Origin of the sequence: Corynebacterium confusum (assembly GCF_030408715.1) — a bacterium.
In the GTDB taxonomy this organism is placed as follows: Bacteria; Actinomycetota; Actinomycetes; order Mycobacteriales; family Mycobacteriaceae; genus Corynebacterium; species Corynebacterium confusum.
Map to the genome: position 1 here is coordinate 1083629 of NZ_CP047202.1, position 18962 is coordinate 1102590.

The following is an 18962-nucleotide window of genomic DNA, read 5'->3' on the forward strand; positions in this document are numbered from 1 at the left end:
ATTATGACTACAGCTCTGCAAGAGCAGAACACACAGTCGTCGGCTTCCGCCGGCCGTGTGGTGCGTGTCATCGGTCCGGTCGTCGACGTGGAATTCCCGCGCGGCGCAATGCCGGCACTGTATAACGCACTGACCGTCGAGATTGAGCTCGAGGCTGTTGCTAAGACCGTCACCCTTGAGGTCGCTCAGCACCTCGGTGACAACCTTGTCCGTACCGTGTCCATGGCTCCGACGGACGGCCTCGTCCGCGGCGCGACCGTGACCGACTCCGGCAACCCGATTTCGGTGCCGGTCGGTGACGTGGTCAAGGGCCACGTCTTCAACGCTCTGGGCGACTGCCTGGACGAGCCGGGCCTGGGTCGCGACGGCGAGCAGTGGGGCATCCACCGCGAGCCGCCGGCATTCGACCAGCTCGAGGGCAAGACTGAGATCCTCGAGACCGGCATTAAGGTCATCGACCTGCTGACCCCGTACGTTAAGGGCGGCAAGATCGGCCTGTTCGGCGGCGCCGGCGTGGGCAAGACCGTTCTGATTCAGGAAATGATTACTCGTATTGCTCGCGAGTTCTCCGGTACCTCCGTGTTCGCCGGCGTCGGCGAGCGTACCCGTGAGGGCACCGACCTGTTCCTGGAAATGGAAGAGATGGGCGTGCTGCAAGACACCGCCCTGGTCTTCGGCCAGATGGATGAGCCGCCGGGAGTCCGTATGCGCGTGGCTCTGTCTGGTCTGACCATGGCGGAGTACTTCCGCGATGTGCAGAACCAGGACGTGCTGCTGTTCATCGACAACATCTTCCGTTTCACCCAGGCTGGTTCTGAGGTTTCGACCCTGCTGGGCCGTATGCCTTCGGCCGTGGGCTACCAGCCCACCCTGGCGGACGAGATGGGCGTGCTGCAGGAGCGCATTACCTCCACCAAGGGTAAGTCGATTACCTCGCTGCAGGCTGTCTACGTGCCAGCGGATGACTACACCGACCCGGCCCCGGCGACCACCTTCGCCCACCTGGATGCGACCACCGAGCTGGACCGCTCCATCGCCTCGAAGGGTATCTACCCGGCAGTGAACCCGCTGACCTCTACCTCTCGTATTCTCGAGCCGGGTATTGTCGGCGAGCGCCACTACGCCATCGCCCAGCGTGTTATCGGTATTCTGCAGAAGAACAAGGAGCTGCAGGACATCATCGCCATCCTGGGTATGGACGAGCTGTCCGAGGAGGACAAGCTGACGGTGCAGCGTGCCCGTCGTCTGGAGCGCTTCCTGGGCCAGAACTTCTTCGTCGCAGAGAAGTTCACCGGCCTGCCGGGCTCCTACGTCCCGCTGTCGGAGACCATCGACGCCTTCGAGCGCATCTGCAACGGCGAATTCGACCACTACCCGGAGCAGGCCTTCAACGGCCTGGGTGGCTTGGACGACGTCGAGGCTGCGTACAAGAAGATGACCGAGAAGTAGGGAGTGGCACATGGCTGACATCACCGTAGAACTCGTTTCCCCGGAGCGGTTGCTGTGGACCGGTAAGGCAAGCATCCTGACCGCGGAAACGACCGAGGGTGAGATCGGCGTGCTTCCGGGCCACGAGGCTATGATCGGCCAGCTGGTCGAGAACGGCGTCGTGACCTTCCGCCCTGTGGACGGCGAGCGTCGCTTCGCCGCCGTCCAGGGTGGTTTCCTGTCGGTGACTGATGAAAAGGTGACCGTCCTGGCTGACTGGGCCGTCTGGGCTGACGAGATCGATAGCTCGCAGGCTCAGGAAGATGCCAAGTCTGACGACCAGATCGTACAGTCCCGCGGTGAGGCCGGGCTGCGTGCCCTGCGCCGCTCGCAGGAAAAGTAGCGTGCTCTAGAGGCACGTAAGGGGCAGCAACTGCCGCCTTTCTACTCTCGTCATTTAAGGCTTTGCGCCTGTAAGTGTTCCTCTACAAAAGGAACTGCTTACAGGCGCTTTGTCGTTTTTATGCGGCCTTTTGTATTAGCACTTTCTGCGGGATACCGACTAGACTCGGAGCATCACTTGTGGCACCCACGCCAAACACGCTTTGCAGGGAAGGTGAGAGGTTATGAGCTCGACCGTGGTTACTGTTGTCCTCTGGGTCGTGGTCGCCCTCGTGGTCTGCGTCGTTTTCCTGGCCGCGGTCCGCTTCTTCACGTTGCGCTCCAAGGGAACGCCGATGTTGATGCGTTCTGTCCCTGCTAAAGACACCCGAGGTTGGCGCCATGGTGTCATTTCCTACGCCGGGGAGTTTGTGGAGTACTACGAGCTGCGCTCTGTCTCTCCCAGCTGTGACCGCCGTTTTAACCGCCGCGACATCGAAATCTTGGGCACCCGCGCCCTGGACGATGAAGAGGCGGTTTTTATTTCTTCCGGCATGAAGGCCGTCCACATAATCGTGCGCAACCAGCAGTACGAATTGGCTCTTGCCCCGCACGCGCACATGGCGTTTTCCGCCTGGGTCGAAGCCGCGCCCTCCCAGCGGCAGGAAAGCCGCGATTTCCGCCAGATGCGCAAGAAGATGGAACGCCCGATGCGCACGAACCTACCGCACGACATCGCCAGCTGGCAGTCCTACTACGAATAATCGCCTAAGTTTTCCAACCCCGCCCGCTGTTACGGGCGGTTTTACGTATCTCGGGGGCTTCCGGCCTGCCTTGTGTGTGGTGGTGCGGCGCCAAGGCGATAGGGTGGTAGCCATGCGTTTAGTAATCGCCTCCTGCAGCGTCGACTACGTCGGTCGCGTCGATGCCCACCTCCCGCTGGCAGACCGCCTGTTGTTGCTCAAGGCGGACGGCTCGGTCTCGATCCACGCCGACGACCGCGCCTTCAAACCCCTGAACTGGATGACCCCACCGTGCACGGTGACGGAATCGGCCATCGAGGACATCGACGGCGAGCCGACGGGGGACACCCTCTGGCTGGTGGAAAACCCCAAGGGGGAGCAGCTGCGCATCACCATCGCGAAGGTGCACCAGGACATCGAGGTCGAGCTGGGTGAGGATCCGGGTCTGGTCAAAGACGGCGTGGAGGCCCATCTGCAGGAGCTGCTCGCAGAACACATCACGACGCTGGGGGAGGGCTACAGCCTCATCCGCCGCGAATACCCGACCGCCATCGGCCCGGTCGACATCATGGCGCTCGATAACAACCGGGAGCACGTGGCGGTCGAGGTCAAGCGCCGCGGCGGCATCGACGGCGTGGAGCAGCTGACCCGCTACCTGGACCTGCTCAACCGCGACGACCTGCTGGCCCCGGTCCACGGCGTTTTCGCCGCCCAGGAGATCAAGCCCCAGGCCCGCACTCTGGCCGAGGACCGCGGCATCCGCTGCGTCATCCTGGACTACCAGGACCTGCGCGGCATCGAGTCGAACGAGCTGCGGCTGTTCTAACGCGCGCAAACTATGTGCGCGAGCGATAAGTCTCGAAGGAGGTAAGACGTGCCGCGACGAAACCGGCGCCAGCGCTCGGCCCCGCGGAAGCTGCCCGCCGACGGCGCTGGCTTCTACGGCGCCCAGGTCCAAGAGGGTCCACGCTGGAGCTTTGGCCAGCCCTACGTCGTGCGCCAGATTGGCGCGGCGCGCGCAGTCAAGACCTACGTGTGCCCGGGCTGCAACCAGAGCATCTTCCCCGGGGTCGCCCACGTGGTGGCGTGGCCAAAGGACGCCGGCGGCCAGGCCGATGACAGACGACACTGGCACCGCGGGTGCTGGGACCGCCGTTAGCGGCCCACTGTAAAGCTTCCGACGAGTAGGATGGCGGGCATGATTGTTGCCTTTTCCGTAGCCCCCGCAGTTGTTGATACCCCGGACGCCGAAATGGCCGACGCCGTCACGGAGGCCGTGCGCGTGGTACGCGAATCCGGCCTGCCGAACGAGACCAACGCGATGTTCACGCTCATCGAGGGCGAGTGGGACGAGGTCTTCGACGTCATCAAGCGCGCTACCGATGCCGTCCGCGCCGTCTCCCCGCGCACCTCGCTGGTCATCAAGGCGGACATCCGCGAAGGACACACCGGCCAGCTGACCCAGAAGGTCGAGTCCGTCCACCGCCGCCTGAACCAGAACTAGCAGCCGAAATTAGCCAAGAAAGGACTAGTATGACGAACCCCCGTGGCCCGCAGGTGGCTGGCGCCCTGGACCTGGGCGAGGTCAAGGCCCGCGCCGAGGCGCGCGCCCAGGCCGAAAAGCAAGCTGCGCAGACGCCGGGGCAGGGCGCAGCGCCGAGCGGTGCGGGCGCCGGCCTGAGCGCCTTCTTCGAGGTGACCGAGGCCAACTTCGAGGCCGAGCTGGTACGCCGCTCCCTGGAGGTGCCGGTCGTGGCCCTTATCGGCACCGCGCGCTCCACGCAGTCGGAGGAACTCAAGTCCAACCTGCGCCAGCTGGCCGAGCGCGGCGGATTCAAGTTCCTGGTGGGCTATATCGATGCCGACCAGCACCCGCAGATCGCGCAGGTCTTCGGCGTGCGCAACCTGCCGACGACTATCGCACTCGGCGCGGGCCAGCCGCTGACCAACTTCGAGGGTGCCCAGCCGATGGAGGCCCTCGAGCAGTGGGTGGACGCCCTGGTCCAGCAGGTCTCCCCGCAGCTTCAAGGCCCCGGCCCCGACCTGCAGGCCGCCCAGGACGGCCAGACGCCCGTGGGCGAGGAGGAGGCCGCCCCGGCCGAGGATTCCCGTCTGACCGCGGCGGAGGAGCAACTCAACAACGGCGACTTCGACGGCGCGATCGCCACCTACGAGGCCATCCTGGCCGAGGAGCCAGGCAACCAGGAGATCAAGCAGGCGCGGGATACCACGCTGCTGCTCAAGCGCCTGTCGGCGGCCGGCCAGGGAGTCGACCACATCAGCCAGGCCGACGCGCACCCGGACGATATCGACGCCCAGCTCAACGCCGCCGACGCGGACGTCGTCGCGGGCCGCCCGGAGGCCGCCTTCGAGCGGCTTATCGCGGGGATGCGGCGAACCGCCGGCGGCGACAAGGACCGCCTCAAGGAGCGCCTCCTGGAGCTCTTCGGGCTCTTCGACGCCGCCGATCCGCGCGTGCTGTCCGCCCGCACCCAGCTGGCCAGCGCCCTGTACTAGCCCACCCTCACCCGGGCCCCGGGGTGAGGGTCCGAGTTTAAGAGTCGGTGCCGCGGTAGAGGTACCACTGCACCGAATTGGCCGGCAGCAGCAGGCGCAGGAAATTGTTGCCGTCGCGGCTGAGCGTCCCCACGTGGCGCGGCAGGTCGTTGGCGGCGCCGGCGTAGACGCCGTCGTCGGTGTTGAGCACCATCTCCCAGGCGCCGGCGTGCGGCACCCACAGCTCGTAGTCGGGGTGGGAGCTGCCCGCGAGGTTGACCACCGCGAGCAGGGTCTGGCCCTGGCGCGAGTAGCGCAGGTAGCCGAGCACGTTGTGGGCGGCGTCGTCGCCGGCGACCCACTGGAAGCCGGCCGGATTGAAGTCCTGGTCCCACAGCGCTGGGGTGTCGCGGTAAATCGCGCCGATATCGCGGGCCAGGCGCTTAATGCCCTGGTGGTATTCGTGCCCCCAGCCTTCCAGGTTGGCCCAGTCCACGGAGGAACCCTCCGACCACTCGGTGACCTGGCCGAATTCGTCGCCCATGAACAAAAGGTTCTTGCCCGGGTGCGAGTACATGTAGCCAAAGAGCGTGCGCACCCCAGCGGCCTTGTTCCAGTCGTCGCCAGGCATCCGCGTCCACAACGTGCCCTTGCCGTGGACGACCTCGTCGTGGCTAAACGGCAGGACGTAGCGCTCGGAATAGGCATAGACCATCGAGAAGGTGATCTCGTGATGGTGGTGGCTGCGGTAGATGGGATCGCGGCCGAAGTATTCCAGGGTGTCGTTCATCCAGCCCATGTTCCACTTCAGGTCGAAGCCCAAGCCGCCGTGTTCGGTGGGGGCGGTCACGCCGGGCCAGGAGGTGGATTCCTCCGCGATGGTCAGGATGCCGGGGCTGACCCGGTGGACGGTAGCGTTGGTTTCCTGCAGGAGGCGGACGGCCTCCAGATTCTCCCGGCCGCCGTGCACGTTCGGCAGCCAGTCGTCGCGGGAATAGTCCAGGTAGAGCATGGAGGCCACCGCGTCGACGCGCAGGCCGTCGACGTGGAATTCCTCGGCCCAGTACAGGGCGTTGGCTACCAGGAAGTTGCGGACCTCGTTGCGGCCGAAGTCGAAAACGTAGGTGCCCCAGTCCGCTTGCTCGCCGCGGCGCGGGTCGGGGTGCTCGTAGCAGGGGCGGCCATCGAAGCGCCCGAGGGAGAATTCGTCTTTGGGGAAGTGGGCCGGCACCCAGTCGATGATGACGCCGATGCCGGCGCGGTGGCAGGCATCGATAAGCGCGCGCAGCTCGTCCGGGCTGCCCCAGCGCGCTGATGGGGCGTAGTAGCCGGAGACCTGGTAGCCCCAGGAGCCGCCGAAGGGGTGCTCGGCCACCGGCAGGAACTCGACGTGGGTGTAGTTGTGCTCCAGCAGGTAGTCGATGAGCTCGGCCTGCAGGGTCGCGTAGTTGGAGCCGATCTTCCACGAGCCGACGTGGACCTCGTAGATATTCATCGGCCGGTCGAGGTTGCCGTCGCGGGCGGCCAGCCATTCGGCGTCAGTCCAGTTGAAGCTGGTGCTGGCGACGACGCTGGCGGTCTCCGGCGGGGCGAGCGTGGCCTTGGCCAGCGGATCGGCCTTGTCGATGCGCCCGTTCTCCCGGGACTGGATGGCGAATTTATAGCGCTCGCCCGCGCCCACGCCGGGGATGAAGACCTCCCACACGCCGGTAGCGCCCAGGCTGCGCATGGGGTACTGGGTGGGGTTCCAGCCGCAGAAATCGCCCACGACGGCCACGCCCAGCGCATTCGGCGCCCACACGGCGAAGGCCGTGCCGGTGACGGCGCCGAGCGGCGTGTCGTATTCCTTCAGGTTGGCGCCTAAGACCTCCCAGAGGCGCTCGTGGCGTCCTTCGGCCACCAGGTGCTGATCCAGCGTGCCCAGCGTGGGCAGGAAGGTATAGCCATCGGCCACGGTGCGGTTCGCGCCGCCGGGGTAGTTCACCCGCAGGCGGTAGTCCTGCTGTTCGGGCATTATGGCCTCGAAGATGTCGTGGCCGACCGCGCGCATGGGCGTGGCCCCGGCCGTGGTCAGCAGCTCGACCGTCTCGGCGCCGGGCTGGCGGGTGCGCACCGTCCCGTCGTGCCAGCCGTAGAAGCCATGCGGGTCGTGGTGCTGGCAGTGGTCCAGCCGGCTAAGGTCTTCGGCGGCGATGGTGGGCTCGAAATCTGGGCTGGTATCCATGGCTATGACTGTACGTCAGTTCCTTCAGCTTCGGAGGGTGAATGCGCCCCGGCGCAGGGGCTAAGGACCTGGGGCTTAGGCGCGGTAGTCGGTGACTTTTCGCCAGGCCAGCTGCTCGCGCAGATCCGGCTCGGCGGGCGGGAGTAGGAAGATATGCGCCACGTCCCGCATGGGCTCGAGCCGCACGAAGTTGCGCTCGGACCAGTTGTAGGCCGCGCCGGTGACCATGTCCTGGACGGCGAAGACATCGCCTGGGTTGCGCCCCAGGCAGCTAAGGTCCAGGTCGACGGTGGCCTCCTGCGGGTTGCGCGGATCCAGGTTGATGATAACCAGCACCACGTTGCCGGTGACCGCGTCCGCCTTGGAATAGGCCAGGATGTTGGGGTTATCCGCGGCGTGGAAGTGCAGCGCGCGTAACTGCTGCAGCGCCGGGTTTTCCCGCCGGATCTGGTTGAGTAGCCGCAGGTAGCCCTCCAAGGAATCCCCGGAGTTGACGGCGGCCTGGAAGTCGCGCGGCCGCAGTTCGTATTTTTCCGAGTCCAGGTATTCCTCGCTGCCCGGGGCGACCGGCAGGTGGTCGTAGAGCTCGTAGCCGGAGTAGACGCCCCACAGCGGCGACAGGGTGGCCGCCAGGCTCGCGCGGATGGCGAACATGGCCCGCCCGCCGGTCTGCAGGGAGGCGTGCAAGATGTCCGGGGTGTTGACGAAGAAATTGGGGCGGCAGATATCGGCCTGCTCCACGTGCATCTGGGCGAATTCGGTGATGTCTTCCTTGGCGGTCTTCCACGTGAAATAGGTATAGGACTGGCTAAAGCCCAGCTTGGCCAGGCCGAACAGGCGCGCCGGGCGGGTAAATGCCTCCGCCAGGAAGATGACCTCTGGGTGATCGCGGTGGACCTCGCGGATGATCCAAGCCCAGAAATTCGCCGGCTTGGTGTGCGGGTTATCCACGCGGAAGGTTTTCACGCCCGCCGCGACCCAGAACAAGACCACGTCCAAAATCTCTTCGTAGAGCGCGGCGGGGGCGTTGTCAAAGTTGAGCGGGTAGATGTCCTGGTATTTCTTGGGCGGGTTTTCCGCGTAAGAGATGGTGCCGTCCGCCAGCACGGTGAAGTACTCCGGGTGCTTTTTGGCCCAGACGTGGTCGGGGGAGCACTGCAGGGCCAGATCCAGGGCGACCTCGAGGCCTAGCTGCTCGGCGCGGCGTACCAGGGCGCGGAAGTCGTCCAGGGTGCCCAGCTGCGGGTGGGTGGCCCGGTGGTCGGCAATCGCCCAGGGCGAGCCGACGTCGTCGGGCTCGGCATGCAGAGTGTTGTTCTTGCCCTTGCGGTGGACCTGGCCGATGGGGTGGATGGGTGGAAAGTAGACGGTGTCAAAGCCCATCGCCGCCACGCGTTCCAGGGCCTGGGCGGTCGTGGCGAAGGTTCCGTGGACGGGCTCGCCGTTTGCGTCGCGGCCTCCGGTCGAGCGCGGGAAGAGTTCGTACCAGGAGTTGTACAGCGCGGCCTGGCGCTCCACGTAGACCTCGCGCAAGGTGTCTTCGACCACCAGATCGCGCAGGGGTTGCTCGGCCAGGGCCTGGGAGACCGCCTCGGACAGGGACGGCGCCACCCGCTTGGCCAGGTCCTGGGTGCTATCCCGCAGGGCCTCGGCGGCTTCCTTGTACAGGGAGGCGGAATCCTTGCAGGTCATGGCGGCCCGGTCGAAGAGGTCGGCGCCGTGGCGCAGGTCGTTGTCCAGCTCCGCCGCGGACTGGCCTGCGGCCAGTTTCTTGGTGACGGCATTCGTCCAGGTGGCTACCGGATCCGACCAGGCCTGGATCTGGAAGCGCCAGGTGCCCGGCCTATCGGGCACGAAGACGCCGTGGACGCGATCCTGGTCTTCCGGGTCGGCGGTCAAACGGGTGTTGGACACGGGGGCGGACAAGGCGGCATCGTCAGGCGAGTACACCACGAGGTTGGCAGCCACCGCGTCGTGGCCTTCGCGCCAGACTAAAGCGGTGACGGGGATGACCTCACCGACTGCTCCTTTCGCGGGTAGGTTTCCGTGGTCGATTACGGGCCGAACGTCGTCAATACCAAGGCGGGTCGTCATGGAAATTAGCGTAGTCGAGGTGTTTCAGTGTCGCCCGCCAACTGGAAAATCAGACACAATGGGACACGTGAGTTCCTCGATGTTTAGCCAAGAACAAATCGCCGCCGCCCGCGCCGCCGCCCAGTCCGCCCGCGGCCCCGCTTCCTCTGCCGCGACGGGGGCGGCAGACCCGGCCGCCGCCGAAACCGATCAGGATTGGCTGATCGACTTCCGCGGGGTCGAGCTGCGCCGCGGGGGCAAGACCCTCGTCGGCCCAGTCGACTGGCAGGTCGAGCTCGACGAGCGCTGGGTTATTATCGGCCCCAACGGCGCCGGCAAGACCTCGCTGGTGCGCATGGCCGCGGCCGAGGAATTCCCCTCCAAGGGCACGGCCTTCGTGATGGGCGAGCAGCTCGGCAAGACCGACATGCGCGATCTGCGCGCCATGATCGGCATCTCCTCGGCCGCCGTCCAGCACCGCATCCCGGACACCGAACGCGTCGACGATCTGGTGGTCTCCGCCGGCTACGCGGTCTTGGGGCGCTGGCGCGAGGACTACGGCGACATGGATTTTAGCCGCGCGAACCGGATCATGGAACAGACCGGCTGCACCCACCTGGCCGAACGCACCTGGGGCACGCTGTCGGAAGGCGAGAAGAAGCGCGTCATCTTGGCGCGCGCGCTCATGCCCAACCCCGAGCTGCTCATCCTGGACGAGCCCACTGCCGGCATGGACCTGGGCGGCCGCGAGGATCTCGTGGGCTATCTGGGGGACCTCGCCCTGGACGCCGACGCCCCGGCCATCGTCATGATCACCCACCACGTCGAGGAAATCCCATACGGCTTCACCCACGCCATGATCCTGGACGAGGGCGAGGTCGTCGCCAAGGGGCTCATCAATAGCGTGCTCACCTCCGAGAACCTCACCCGCGCCTTCGGCCAGCCCATCCAGGTCGACCGAATCGGCGAGCGCTACTTCGCGCGCCGGGTACGCTAGGAGCGTTACAACCTCCCTACCTGGTGCCCAAGAGTTCGTCGCGCCTAAGTCCCGGTGGAGAAGATGAGCAAGATAAACCCCTTAGATGTCATTGACGCGACCGACACGACCGGCTTCAACGGTGGCCGGCTGTCGGCGTCTGTGCTGCTCATTCGCGACGAACCCGACGGGCTGAAGGTGTGGGTCCAAGAGCGTGTGGCCACCATGCGCAACTACCCGGGCCACGCCGTCTTCCCGGGCGGTGGGGTAGATCCGCGCGATTTCCCGCCACGAAGCTGGGACTCCGGCAAGCTGTGGGCCGGCGCCTCGCTGGTCTCCAAGGCTCGCCGGTTGGGGGTGACAAAGTACAAGGCCCACGCCCTCGTCTTCGCGGCCGCCCGGGAACTGTTCGAGGAGGCCGGCACGCTTTTGGTCGTCGACGAGAAGGGGCGCGTCGAATCCAACGCCGCGCGCTTCCACGCCGAGCGCCTCCAGCTGGAAGGCCACGAGCTATCCTTCTCCGACTTCCTGAGCCAGGAGTCGCTGCGCATGGACTCCGATCGCCTGCTGCCCTGGGGGCGGTGGGTCGGCCATTCCCCGGCCGGCAACTGGTTCGACACCTTCTTCTTCGTCGCCACCCTACCGCCCGGCCAGGAACCCGACGGCAACACGGGCGAGGCCGCCGATGCCGGCTGGTTCCCACCGCAGCTGCTCATCGACGGCTGGCGCGCCGGGCTGGTGCGGCTGGTGGCGCCGACCTGGGCGAACCTGCAGCGCCTGTGCCGGTTGAGTAGCGTGCAGGAAGTCCTCGACGACGTCGACTATTCCGACATGCGCCCCGTGATAGGCGACCCCGTCGACGATCCCCGCTACCGCGAGTTTTTCACCACCCGGCCAGTCGACCGGATCTAGGCCGGGCGTCCCTGCCGGCCACCCCTGATTGTCCTCCTACCTCCCGTCCCGACCCGCTGAGAAAGGCCAAGCTGCACCGTGGCATTCGAACTAGCCGACATCCGGTTCTTCCAGGACCACGCCGTGGAAATCCGGCAGGTCAGTGAGCAACTGGAGGGAACCCGGGCCAAGGCGCTGGTCGAGGCCCAGCTGTTGCGCGAGCGCTTCGGCGAGCACGGGCGTGCGGTGGGGGAGCTGGCCGATGCCCGCCGCCGCGCCGTGCGCACCGGAAAATTCCCGGCCACCTGGCTCAGCGACATCGACGCCGCCCAGCAGGCCACCCCGGCGCCTGTGGCCTGTGCCCGGGCCCAGCACCTGGCGCGGCTGGGAGTGGACTTCGTCCACGACGTCACCTGCTCGGTGGGCACGGAGGCCCCGGCGCTGCGGGCAGCCGGTATCGGCTACCTGGGCAGCGACCTGGATAAAACGCGCGTGGCCATGGCCCGGAACAACGTGCCCGAGCTGCCCTTCGTGGTGGCCGACGCCTTGGCGCCGGTCAGCGCGCGGGGCGTGGTCGTGGCGGATCCGGCCCGGCGGGCCGGCGGGCAGCGTATCACCAAGCCGGAACAGTTGCTGCCGGCCCTGCCGGACCTGCTGGCCGCCTACCCGGGCCGCGAGATGGCCGTCAAGTGCGCGCCCGGCCTGGACTACAGCGAGTGGGCCGGGCCGATGGTCGTCGCCAGCGTCGACGGCGCGGTCAAGGAAGCCTGTCTGTACACTCCGGGCCTCGCAGAGCGCCCGGCCGCAGACGGCCAGCCGGTGCGCGCGGCCTGGCTGCTGCGCGGCGACGCCGCCTCCGGTGCGGCAACGGGCCAGGACGGCGCCGGAGACGAGACGATTAGCAGCGCCGATTTTTCCCCGGACGAGCTGCCGGCCGCCGGGGAGGTGGGTCGCTACATCGTGGACCCGGACGGGGCGGTGGTGCGCGCCGGCCTCGTCAAGCACTACGCGGCGCGGCACGGCCTGCGGCAGCTGGACGAGAAGATCGCCTACCTGACGGGGGAGACAATCCCGCCGGGCCGGTCGGGATTTCCATTCATTGAGCAGGTGAGCCTCAAGCGCTTGAGTTCTTGTCTAAAAGTCCTGGACGCGGGCAGCCTGGAGATCCTCGTCCGCGGCGTCAACATCGACCCAGACCAGCTGCGCAAGAAGCTGAAGTTGCGGGGCTCACGCCCCCTGGCGGTGGTCGTCACGCGGCTGGGCCGCGGCGCCGTGGCGCTGGTCTGTGAGCCACGCCAATGGAATTAGCCCCGCCTTCGCTACTACTATGGCGCGGAGAATAAGTTTCTAGAACGCTTAAACCAAACTGACGGAAAGGTCGAATGCCCATGCCCACTATCGTGGCTCTGGTCAAGTACGTACCCGATACGTGGTCCACTAAGACGTTGGAAGACGACAACACGCTCAACCGCGACGCGGTGGACAACATCATTGATGAGGTCAACGAGTATTCGGTCGAACAGGCGCTGCGGCTGCGCGACTCGAACCCGGACGCCGGCTACCGCGTCGTGGCCCTGACGATGGGCCCGGCCGGCGCGGAAGAGGCCCTTCGCAAGGCCCTGGCCATGGGCGTCGACGACGCGGTCTTGGTCAGCGACGAGGCGTTGGCCGGCTCGGATGCCATCGGTACCGCCTGGGCGCTAAGCAACGCCATCAACACCCTGGACGACGTTGCCCTCATCACCATGGGCACGGACGCCTCCGACTCGCAGACCGGCTTGCTGGCTGGCCTGCTTGCCGAGTACCGCCAGATTCCGGCGCTCACGCAGCTGCACGCGGTGGGCCTGGCCGACGGCACCGTGACTGGTACCCGTGAGGATCACCGCGGTACCTGGGAGCTGTCCGCCCCGCTGCCGGCGCTTATCGCCGTGGGGGACAAGGCCGACAAGCCGCGCTTCCCGAACTTTAAGGGCCTCATGGCAGCCAAGAAGCACCCGATTACCACCTTGGACCTGGCAGCCATCGGCGTCGACCCCGCGCAGGTGGGCCTGAACTCGGCGACCACCCAGGTCACCGAGGCCGCCCCGCGCCCGCCGCGGACCGCCGGCGAGCTGGTAGAAACCGGCTCCGCCGAGGAGAAGGCCGCCAAGATTGTTGAGTTCCTCGAGTCCAAGAACCTGCTGTAACACCCGCTCGCCGCGCACGCTTAAAGGAGTTTTCTTTTCATGTCTCACGTTTATGTTTTGGTCGAGCACGCCGATGGCCAGCTGAGCCCGGTCACGGGTGAGCTCATCACCGCGGCCCGCCAGCTCGGCACTGTCTCCGCCGTCGTGGTCGGCCCCGCCGGCACTGGAGACAAGCTGGCCCCGGAGCTGGCCCGCTGGGGTGCGGCCCAGGTGGTCGACGCCCAGGCCGCTGATTACGATTCCCGCCTGCTGACCCCCGAGGTCGACGCCCTGCACGGGCTGGGTGCGGCCAACCCGGCCCCCATCCTGATTGCCGCGTCTGCGACCGGCAACGAGATCGCCGGCCGCGTGGCCGCGCGCCTGGCCTCCGGCGTGCTGTCGAACGTCTCCGGCATCCGCCCGGACGGCGCGGCCCAGCACGCCATCTTCGGTGGCTCCTACGACGCTTACGCCACCGCGGCTGGTTCCTGCCCGATTTACACCCTACTGCCGGGCAGCGTGACCGCGGAGGCCGAGGCCAGCGTCGGCGAGGTCGCCGCCATGCAGCTGCCGGCCGCCACCGACCGTGACGTCAAGGTTGAGTCCTTTGCCTCGGTCGAGAAGTCCGCCCGCCCGGACCTGCCGTCGGCCGCCACCGTGGTCGCCGGTGGCCGCGGCGTGGGCGACGAGTTCGCCGCCGTCGTCGAGCCGCTCGCCGACGCCCTGGGTGCGGCCGTGGGCGCTACCCGTGACGCCGTGGACGAGGGTTTCTACGACGCGGCCTACCAAATCGGACAGACCGGCGTGACCGTGACCCCGGACCTCTACATCGGCCTGGGTATCTCCGGCGCCATCCAGCACACCTCGGGCATGCAGACGGCCAAGAACATCGTCGTGGTCAACCAGGACCAGGACGAGCCCTTCTTCCAGATCGCCGATCTGGGCGTGGTCGGGGACCTGCACGAGATCGCCCCGGCGCTGACCGAACAGCTGAAGAATCGCGCCTAAAATGTCCCACTATTTCGATTACGCGGCGACCCAGCCCATGCGCCAGGTGGCCATCGATGCCTGGGTTGCAGCCGCCGGCAGCGTCAACTCGGGCGCCCAGTACGCTTCCGGGCGCAAGTCGCGTTCGGTGCTCGACGACGCCCGCGAGAAGGTCGCCGAGCTGCTGGGCTGCGAGCCCATCGAGGTAGTCTTCACCGCCTCCGGTACTGAAGCCGACAACATCGCCATCCAGGGCCTCTACCGGGCCGCTGCGCGTGGCCCGCAGGACAAGCGCACCCGGCGTATCGTGTCCACCCCGATCGAGCACCCGGCGGTGCGCGATACGGTCTCCACGCTGGAACAGCAGGGCGCGAGCGTGGATCTGCTGCCGGTCGACCGGCACTCGCGGATCAGTGACCTGACGCCCCTGGATACGCCGGCGGACCTGGCGACCTGTATGTGGGCCAACAACGAGATCGGGGCTTTCCAGCCAGTCGAGGAAATCGTGGCGCGCGCCAGCGCCCAAGGCACCCCGGTCCACATCGACGCGGTGCAAGTGGTTGGTAAGCTGCCCATCAACTTCGCGGAACTGGGCGCGACGACCCTGGCGGCCAGTGCGCACAAGTTCGGCGGCCCGCGGGGCATCGGCCTGCTGCTGGCCCGCCGCAGCCCGGCGCCGCAGCCCATCGCTTACGGCGGCGGCCAGGAGCGCGGTATCCGCCCCGGCACCGTCGACGTGGCGAGTGCGGCCGGCCTGGCCGCGGCACTGGCCGAGTCAGTTGCGGAAATCCCCACCGAATCCGCGCGCGTGGGCGCCCTGCGGGACCGGCTGCGCGAGGGTATCCTGCGCGAGATCGACGACGTCGTGGTCAATTCCAGCGAGCCCGCGCTGCCGTCGCACCTGCACGTGTCCTTCCCCGGCACGGACGGCGACAGCCTCATCATGCTGCTCGACCAGCTGGGGATTGAGGCCTCGACGGGTTCTGCCTGCTCGGCCGGCGTCAACCGCATGTCCCACGTCCTTGAGGCCATGGGTGTCAGCGATAGCGAGGGTATTGGTTCCCTGCGTTTCACGCTGGGCCGAAATACCAGCGACGAGGACGTGGACTACGTCCTGGCGCACCTGCCGGAGGTTATTTCTCGGGCGCGGAGCGTCTAGGCCGCCGCCCCGTCCAAATTAGAGGCTGGGCCCGCCAGGCGGGACACCTTGGCACCAGAAACAGGCGCTGTCCCCTTGGGTGGGGCAGCGCCTTTTGGTTTGCTCGGGCTTAAAAGGCAGGTAGTTGCCGCGAAAAATAGAATGAAACGCGTGTTACTTGTGTGACTATTGTGGTTTAGGCGGTACACTCGCCGGCATGATCGTCACTAAGTCGCTCAAGTCCGCCCTGACCGCCGTTGTTGCCAGCGTCCTCGTCGTCACCGCCACCGCTCCCGCGCATGCCGCGCCGCTGGCTACGTCCGCGCCCGCCGGCGTGGATGTCGCCGCCCACCAGCACCCGGGTGGTGCCCCCATCGACTGGGGCCAGGTGAAATCCGACGGGCAGTCCTTCGCCTACGTCAAGGCCTCCGAGGGGGAGGGCTTTAGCAACCCGCACTTCGCCGTCGACGCTAACGCCGCGGCCGCCAGCGGGCTGAAAGTCGGCGCCTACCACTACGGGCGCCCGAACACGGACGCGAAGACGCAGGCCGCGCACTTCGCCTCCCAGCTGGCCCTGGTGGCGGACCAGTCGCTACCGCCGGTGCTCGACATCGAGGTCACCGACGGCAAGAACCCGCAACAGATGCAGGCCTGGGTCCGCGAATTCACCGACGAGCTCAAGAAGCTGACCGGTCGGACCCCGATGATCTACACCTACAAGTACTTCTGGGAAGTGGAGATGGGTAATACCACCCAGTTCTCGGAGTACCCGCTGTGGCTAGCCGCCTACCAGGACGCTGCCCCGCAGCCTGTCGGCGGCTGGGACAAGCTGTCCTTCTGGCAGCGCTCGGGCTCCGGCAAGGTCGCCGGCATCCCCACCCAGGTGGACATGAACCTGTTCAACGGCACCCACGCCCAGCTGGATTCCTTCAGCGCCGGCAACTACGTCGACTTCGGCGGGGTACTCGAGGACCTCGTGGTGACCGGCGCCCCGGACCTGGGCAAGGATTCGACGGCCCTGGTGGGCGCCATCCTGGCCATCGCCGCTGGCGTGGCCGCCGCCCCGCAGCTGGCCGATGCCGCCGGTGAGGTGGGCATCGACCGCGACGCCGCCGAGGGCCTTATCGGCTACGTGGAAAAGCTCAACGCCGAGGGCGCCCTGCCGGTCGAGCAGCTCGAGGCCATGGCAGCGGGCGACTACTCCGTCGGCGACCTGGCGCTGCTGCTGGAAAACGCCGGACATACCGCCGGCATCGAGGTCGACGAGCAGACGGTCGCGGACGCCACCCAAGCCGCCGCGGCCGCCGGCGCCAACGGCGGGCAGCTGGACGTGCAGCAGCTGGCGGGCATCGTCAGTCGCGTCGTGGGCTAGCTCCGCCCATAAACTTGCGAGTAAAAGCCTCGTCCTTGTAGTGGGCGGGCACCGCCCCACCCAGAAGTCGCTTGGCCAGGGCGGCGGCCTCGACCGATCCGGCCGCGGGGAGGGGAGCTGTGGATCCAATCAGGATGATGTTGCCGTAGCGCCGTCCCTTGAGCATGGGCGGATCCGCGATGACGGCCAGGTGGTCGAAGACTTCCGCCATGCCGGCCAGCTCCGCCTTGGCGCCCTGCAGATCCGAGTGATCGCCGCAGTTGGACACGTATAAGCCCGCGCCCGACAGGGCCTTACGGCACGCGGCGAAGAACTCCACCGTGGTCAGCGGCCGCGGAGTGGTGGCCCCAGCGAAGACATCGCGGATGATGATGTCCCGGCTGGCCGGCTGGAAGGCCATCGTCTCCGCGCGAGCCTCGCCCGCTCGAATCTTGACCGTGGGCGCGCGGGGCACGTCGAAAAGCGTGCGGGTCAGCTCCGCGAGCTTGGCGTCCAGCTCCACGACGGTGTGGCGCGAGCGCGGCCACAGGTCGGCGAAGTAGCGGGGCAGTGAGCACCCCGCCCCGCCCAGGTGGGTAACGCGCAGCGCCGCCGGGTCGACGGGGTTGAGCACCTCGATCGCGGCGGCGATCCAGCGCATGTACTCAAATTCCAGCTCGCCCGGCAAGCCGATCACGATGTGGCTGCTGGGCACTCCATTGACGTTGAGGATATAGCCGTCGCGGCGGAACTCATCCGCCACCACCTCGGCCTGTCCCGTATCAATGTCGTAGACGCCGTCGATGCCTGCGCCAGCCTCGCTGCCTCGGTTCCGTTTCCTACCCATGACCCCTTACTGTAGACACCGCGGCCAGCGGGCAGAGGGTCCGGCCCGACGCCGGCCGGGAATGGCGATGATTATCCCCGCGTTGGGCCAAGGGAGTAGACTTTTGAGCCGCTTGAGATAATCCGGCCGGCGGCAGTGATGAGAAGAAAGGTGGCGCGGCGTGCGAGTACTGGTAGCGATGAGTGGCGGAGTGGATTCCTCCGTGGCGGCTGCCCGCGCGGTGGAGGCGGGCCATGACGTCGTCGGCGTGCACCTGGCGCTGCACAAGGACTCGCAGCAGACCCGCGAGAAGGCCCGCGGGTGCTGCTCGCTGGAGGACTCCGCCGACGCCCGCCGCATCTGCGACAAGCTGGGCATCCCGTTCTACGTCTGGGACTTTTCGGAGCAGTTCAAGGAGGAAGTCATCGGGGATTTCGTGGACTCCTATGCCCGCGGCGAGACCCCGAACCCCTGCCTGCGCTGCAACGAAAAGATCAAGTTTCGCGCACTGCTGCAAAAGGGTATGGCCTTGGGCTTCGACGCGGTGGCCACCGGCCACTACGCGACCCTGGACCAGCACGGCTACATGCGCCGGTCCAAGGACGAGAACAAGGACCAGTCCTACGTTTTGGGCGTGATTTCCGCCGACGAGCTGGAGCACTGCTATTTCCCCATCGGGGACACTCCGAAGCCGCAGATCCGTGAGGAGGCGGCCGCCCACGGCTTCTCCACCGCGAAGAAGCCGGACTCCTACGACATTTGCTTCATCCCCGACGGCAACACCCAGGCCTTCCTGGGCGCGCGGATCGGCCTGCGCCCGGGCATGATCGTGGACCAGGAAGGCCAGGAGCTGAAAGAGCACGACGGCGCCTGGAACTACACCATCGGCCAGCGCAAGGGCCTGGACATCAAGCAGCCCGCCGCCGACGGCCGGCCCCGCTACGTCACGGATATCGACGCTGCCACCGGCACCGTCACCGTCGGCGCCCGGGAGGACTTGGCCGTGACCGCCATTGGCGCGGACCGGCTGAAGTACCTGCACCCGACCATGGACGGCACGCTGGGGTGCGAGGTCCAGGTCCGCGCCCACGGTTCGGTTGTCCCGTGCACCGCGCATATCGACCGCGCGGCCGATTACATGCGCCTGGAGCTGCACGGGCAGTTGTCCGGCGTAGCCCGGGGACAGGCCGCCGTGCTCTACCTGCCGACCGAGGACGAGCTCGGCGACATCGTCCTGGGCTCGGGCACGATCTGCGAGACGGCCTAGGCGGCTGCTCCCCCAC

18 protein-coding genes are annotated in these 18962 nt (G+C 67.0%); 15 read left to right on the forward strand and 3 right to left on the reverse strand.

Translation table 11 applies throughout. The features are described from left to right. Positions 1 to 3 precede the first annotated feature (3 nt). From atpD to CCONF_RS05135, 7 genes are all read left to right on the forward strand, one after another. The gene (gene atpD / locus CCONF_RS05105) at positions 4 to 1449 is read left to right on the forward strand and encodes a F0F1 ATP synthase subunit beta (RefSeq protein WP_290225895.1); all 1446 of its coding nucleotides are present in this window, start codon (positions 4 to 6) and stop codon (positions 1447 to 1449) included. Positions 1450 to 1459: 10 nt separating this feature from the next. After that, positions 1460 to 1831 (forward strand): F0F1 ATP synthase subunit epsilon, encoded by a 372-nt coding sequence (locus tag CCONF_RS05110; RefSeq protein ID WP_290225897.1) that lies wholly within the window; start codon positions 1460 to 1462, stop codon positions 1829 to 1831. 223 nt (positions 1832 to 2054) lie between these two features. Further along, positions 2055 to 2573 carry a DUF2550 domain-containing protein gene (locus tag CCONF_RS05115; protein ID WP_290225899.1) on the forward strand — a complete coding sequence of 173 codons (519 nt, stop codon included), beginning with the start codon at positions 2055 to 2057 and terminating at the stop codon, positions 2571 to 2573. Between the two features lie 112 nt (positions 2574 to 2685). Beyond that, on the forward strand, positions 2686 to 3378 hold the full coding sequence (nucS, locus tag CCONF_RS05120; protein ID WP_290225901.1) for an endonuclease NucS: 693 nt from the start codon (positions 2686 to 2688) through the stop codon (positions 3376 to 3378). 48 nt (positions 3379 to 3426) lie between these two features. Further along, on the forward strand, positions 3427 to 3711 hold the full coding sequence (locus CCONF_RS05125; protein ID WP_290225903.1) for an Rv1322 family protein: 285 nt from the start codon (positions 3427 to 3429) through the stop codon (positions 3709 to 3711). Between the two features lie 39 nt (positions 3712 to 3750). Then, entirely contained in the window at positions 3751 to 4056 is a 306-nt protein-coding gene (locus CCONF_RS05130; RefSeq protein WP_290225905.1) for a thiamine-binding protein, read from the forward strand. A gap of 29 nt (positions 4057 to 4085) precedes the next feature. Continuing rightward, positions 4086 to 5069: a tetratricopeptide repeat protein gene (locus tag CCONF_RS05135; protein WP_290225907.1), complete on the forward strand. Its 984-nt coding sequence runs from the start codon at positions 4086 to 4088 to the stop codon at positions 5067 to 5069. Positions 5070 to 5106: 37 nt separating this feature from the next. Here CCONF_RS05135 and glgB read toward each other — a convergent pair whose 3' ends face one another. Continuing rightward, complete coding sequence (glgB, locus tag CCONF_RS05140; RefSeq protein ID WP_290225909.1) at positions 5107 to 7272, reverse strand: 1,4-alpha-glucan branching protein GlgB; 2166 nt, start codon at positions 7270 to 7272, stop codon at positions 5107 to 5109. 75 nt (positions 7273 to 7347) lie between these two features. Further along, entirely contained in the window at positions 7348 to 9366 is a 2019-nt protein-coding gene (locus tag CCONF_RS05145; RefSeq protein WP_290225911.1) for a maltotransferase domain-containing protein, read from the reverse strand. 58 nt (positions 9367 to 9424) lie between these two features. On the opposite strand from CCONF_RS05145, the gene CCONF_RS05150 reads away from it, so the two are divergent. From CCONF_RS05150 to CCONF_RS05180, 7 genes are all read left to right on the forward strand, one after another. Next, positions 9425 to 10342, forward strand: coding sequence for an ABC transporter ATP-binding protein (locus CCONF_RS05150; RefSeq protein ID WP_290225912.1), 918 nt, complete (start codon positions 9425 to 9427; stop codon positions 10340 to 10342). Between the two features lie 63 nt (positions 10343 to 10405). Further along, positions 10406 to 11233: an NUDIX hydrolase gene (locus tag CCONF_RS05155; protein WP_290225914.1), complete on the forward strand. Its 828-nt coding sequence runs from the start codon at positions 10406 to 10408 to the stop codon at positions 11231 to 11233. 78 nt (positions 11234 to 11311) lie between these two features. Beyond that, positions 11312 to 12520 (forward strand): THUMP-like domain-containing protein, encoded by a 1209-nt coding sequence (locus CCONF_RS05160; protein WP_290225916.1) that lies wholly within the window; start codon positions 11312 to 11314, stop codon positions 12518 to 12520. A gap of 80 nt (positions 12521 to 12600) precedes the next feature. Beyond that, a complete protein-coding gene (locus CCONF_RS05165; protein WP_290225918.1) occupies positions 12601 to 13398 on the forward strand; it encodes an electron transfer flavoprotein subunit beta/FixA family protein in 798 nt (265 codons plus the stop codon). 39 nt (positions 13399 to 13437) lie between these two features. Then, positions 13438 to 14385: an electron transfer flavoprotein subunit alpha/FixB family protein gene (locus CCONF_RS05170; protein WP_290225921.1), complete on the forward strand. Its 948-nt coding sequence runs from the start codon at positions 13438 to 13440 to the stop codon at positions 14383 to 14385. A gap of 1 nt (position 14386) precedes the next feature. Further along, positions 14387 to 15523: a cysteine desulfurase family protein gene (locus CCONF_RS05175; protein ID WP_290225923.1), complete on the forward strand. Its 1137-nt coding sequence runs from the start codon at positions 14387 to 14389 to the stop codon at positions 15521 to 15523. A 196-nt stretch (positions 15524 to 15719) separates the two neighbouring features. After that, entirely contained in the window at positions 15720 to 16874 is a 1155-nt protein-coding gene (locus tag CCONF_RS05180; RefSeq protein WP_290225925.1) for a glycoside hydrolase family 25 protein, read from the forward strand. Here the strand turns inward: CCONF_RS05180 and CCONF_RS05185 are convergent. Then, positions 16855 to 17700: a spermidine synthase gene (locus CCONF_RS05185; protein WP_290225927.1), complete on the reverse strand. Its 846-nt coding sequence runs from the start codon at positions 17698 to 17700 to the stop codon at positions 16855 to 16857. The genes CCONF_RS05180 and CCONF_RS05185 overlap by 20 nt on opposite strands. A gap of 160 nt (positions 17701 to 17860) precedes the next feature. Between CCONF_RS05185 and mnmA the strand changes: the two genes are divergently transcribed. Further along, positions 17861 to 18946 carry a tRNA 2-thiouridine(34) synthase MnmA gene (mnmA, locus tag CCONF_RS05190; RefSeq protein ID WP_290225929.1) on the forward strand — a complete coding sequence of 362 codons (1086 nt, stop codon included), beginning with the start codon at positions 17861 to 17863 and terminating at the stop codon, positions 18944 to 18946. The last annotated feature ends 16 nt before the right edge of the window (positions 18947 to 18962 follow it).

Excerpts from the sequence above, each read along its gene's own strand:
- atpD (WP_290225895.1), top strand. The coding sequence starts at position 4 with ATGACTACAGCTCTGCAAGAGCAGAACACACAGTCGTCGGCTTCCGCC.
- CCONF_RS05110 (WP_290225897.1), top strand. The coding sequence starts at position 1,460 with ATGGCTGACATCACCGTAGAACTCGTTTCCCCGGAGCGGTTGCTGTGG.
- CCONF_RS05115 (WP_290225899.1), top strand. The coding sequence starts at position 2,055 with ATGAGCTCGACCGTGGTTACTGTTGTCCTCTGGGTCGTGGTCGCCCTC.
- nucS (WP_290225901.1), top strand. The coding sequence starts at position 2,686 with ATGCGTTTAGTAATCGCCTCCTGCAGCGTCGACTACGTCGGTCGCGTC.
- CCONF_RS05130 (WP_290225905.1), top strand. The coding sequence starts at position 3,751 with ATGATTGTTGCCTTTTCCGTAGCCCCCGCAGTTGTTGATACCCCGGAC.
- CCONF_RS05135 (WP_290225907.1), top strand. The coding sequence starts at position 4,086 with ATGACGAACCCCCGTGGCCCGCAGGTGGCTGGCGCCCTGGACCTGGGC.
- glgB (WP_290225909.1), bottom strand. The coding sequence starts at position 7,272 with ATGGATACCAGCCCAGATTTCGAGCCCACCATCGCCGCCGAAGACCTT.
- CCONF_RS05145 (WP_290225911.1), bottom strand. The coding sequence starts at position 9,366 with ATGACGACCCGCCTTGGTATTGACGACGTTCGGCCCGTAATCGACCAC.
- CCONF_RS05150 (WP_290225912.1), top strand. The coding sequence starts at position 9,425 with ATGGGACACGTGAGTTCCTCGATGTTTAGCCAAGAACAAATCGCCGCC.
- CCONF_RS05155 (WP_290225914.1), top strand. The coding sequence starts at position 10,406 with ATGAGCAAGATAAACCCCTTAGATGTCATTGACGCGACCGACACGACC.
- CCONF_RS05165 (WP_290225918.1), top strand. The coding sequence starts at position 12,601 with ATGCCCACTATCGTGGCTCTGGTCAAGTACGTACCCGATACGTGGTCC.
- CCONF_RS05170 (WP_290225921.1), top strand. The coding sequence starts at position 13,438 with ATGTCTCACGTTTATGTTTTGGTCGAGCACGCCGATGGCCAGCTGAGC.
- CCONF_RS05175 (WP_290225923.1), top strand. The coding sequence starts at position 14,387 with ATGTCCCACTATTTCGATTACGCGGCGACCCAGCCCATGCGCCAGGTG.
- CCONF_RS05180 (WP_290225925.1), top strand. The coding sequence starts at position 15,720 with ATGATCGTCACTAAGTCGCTCAAGTCCGCCCTGACCGCCGTTGTTGCC.
- CCONF_RS05185 (WP_290225927.1), bottom strand. The coding sequence starts at position 17,700 with ATGGGTAGGAAACGGAACCGAGGCAGCGAGGCTGGCGCAGGCATCGAC.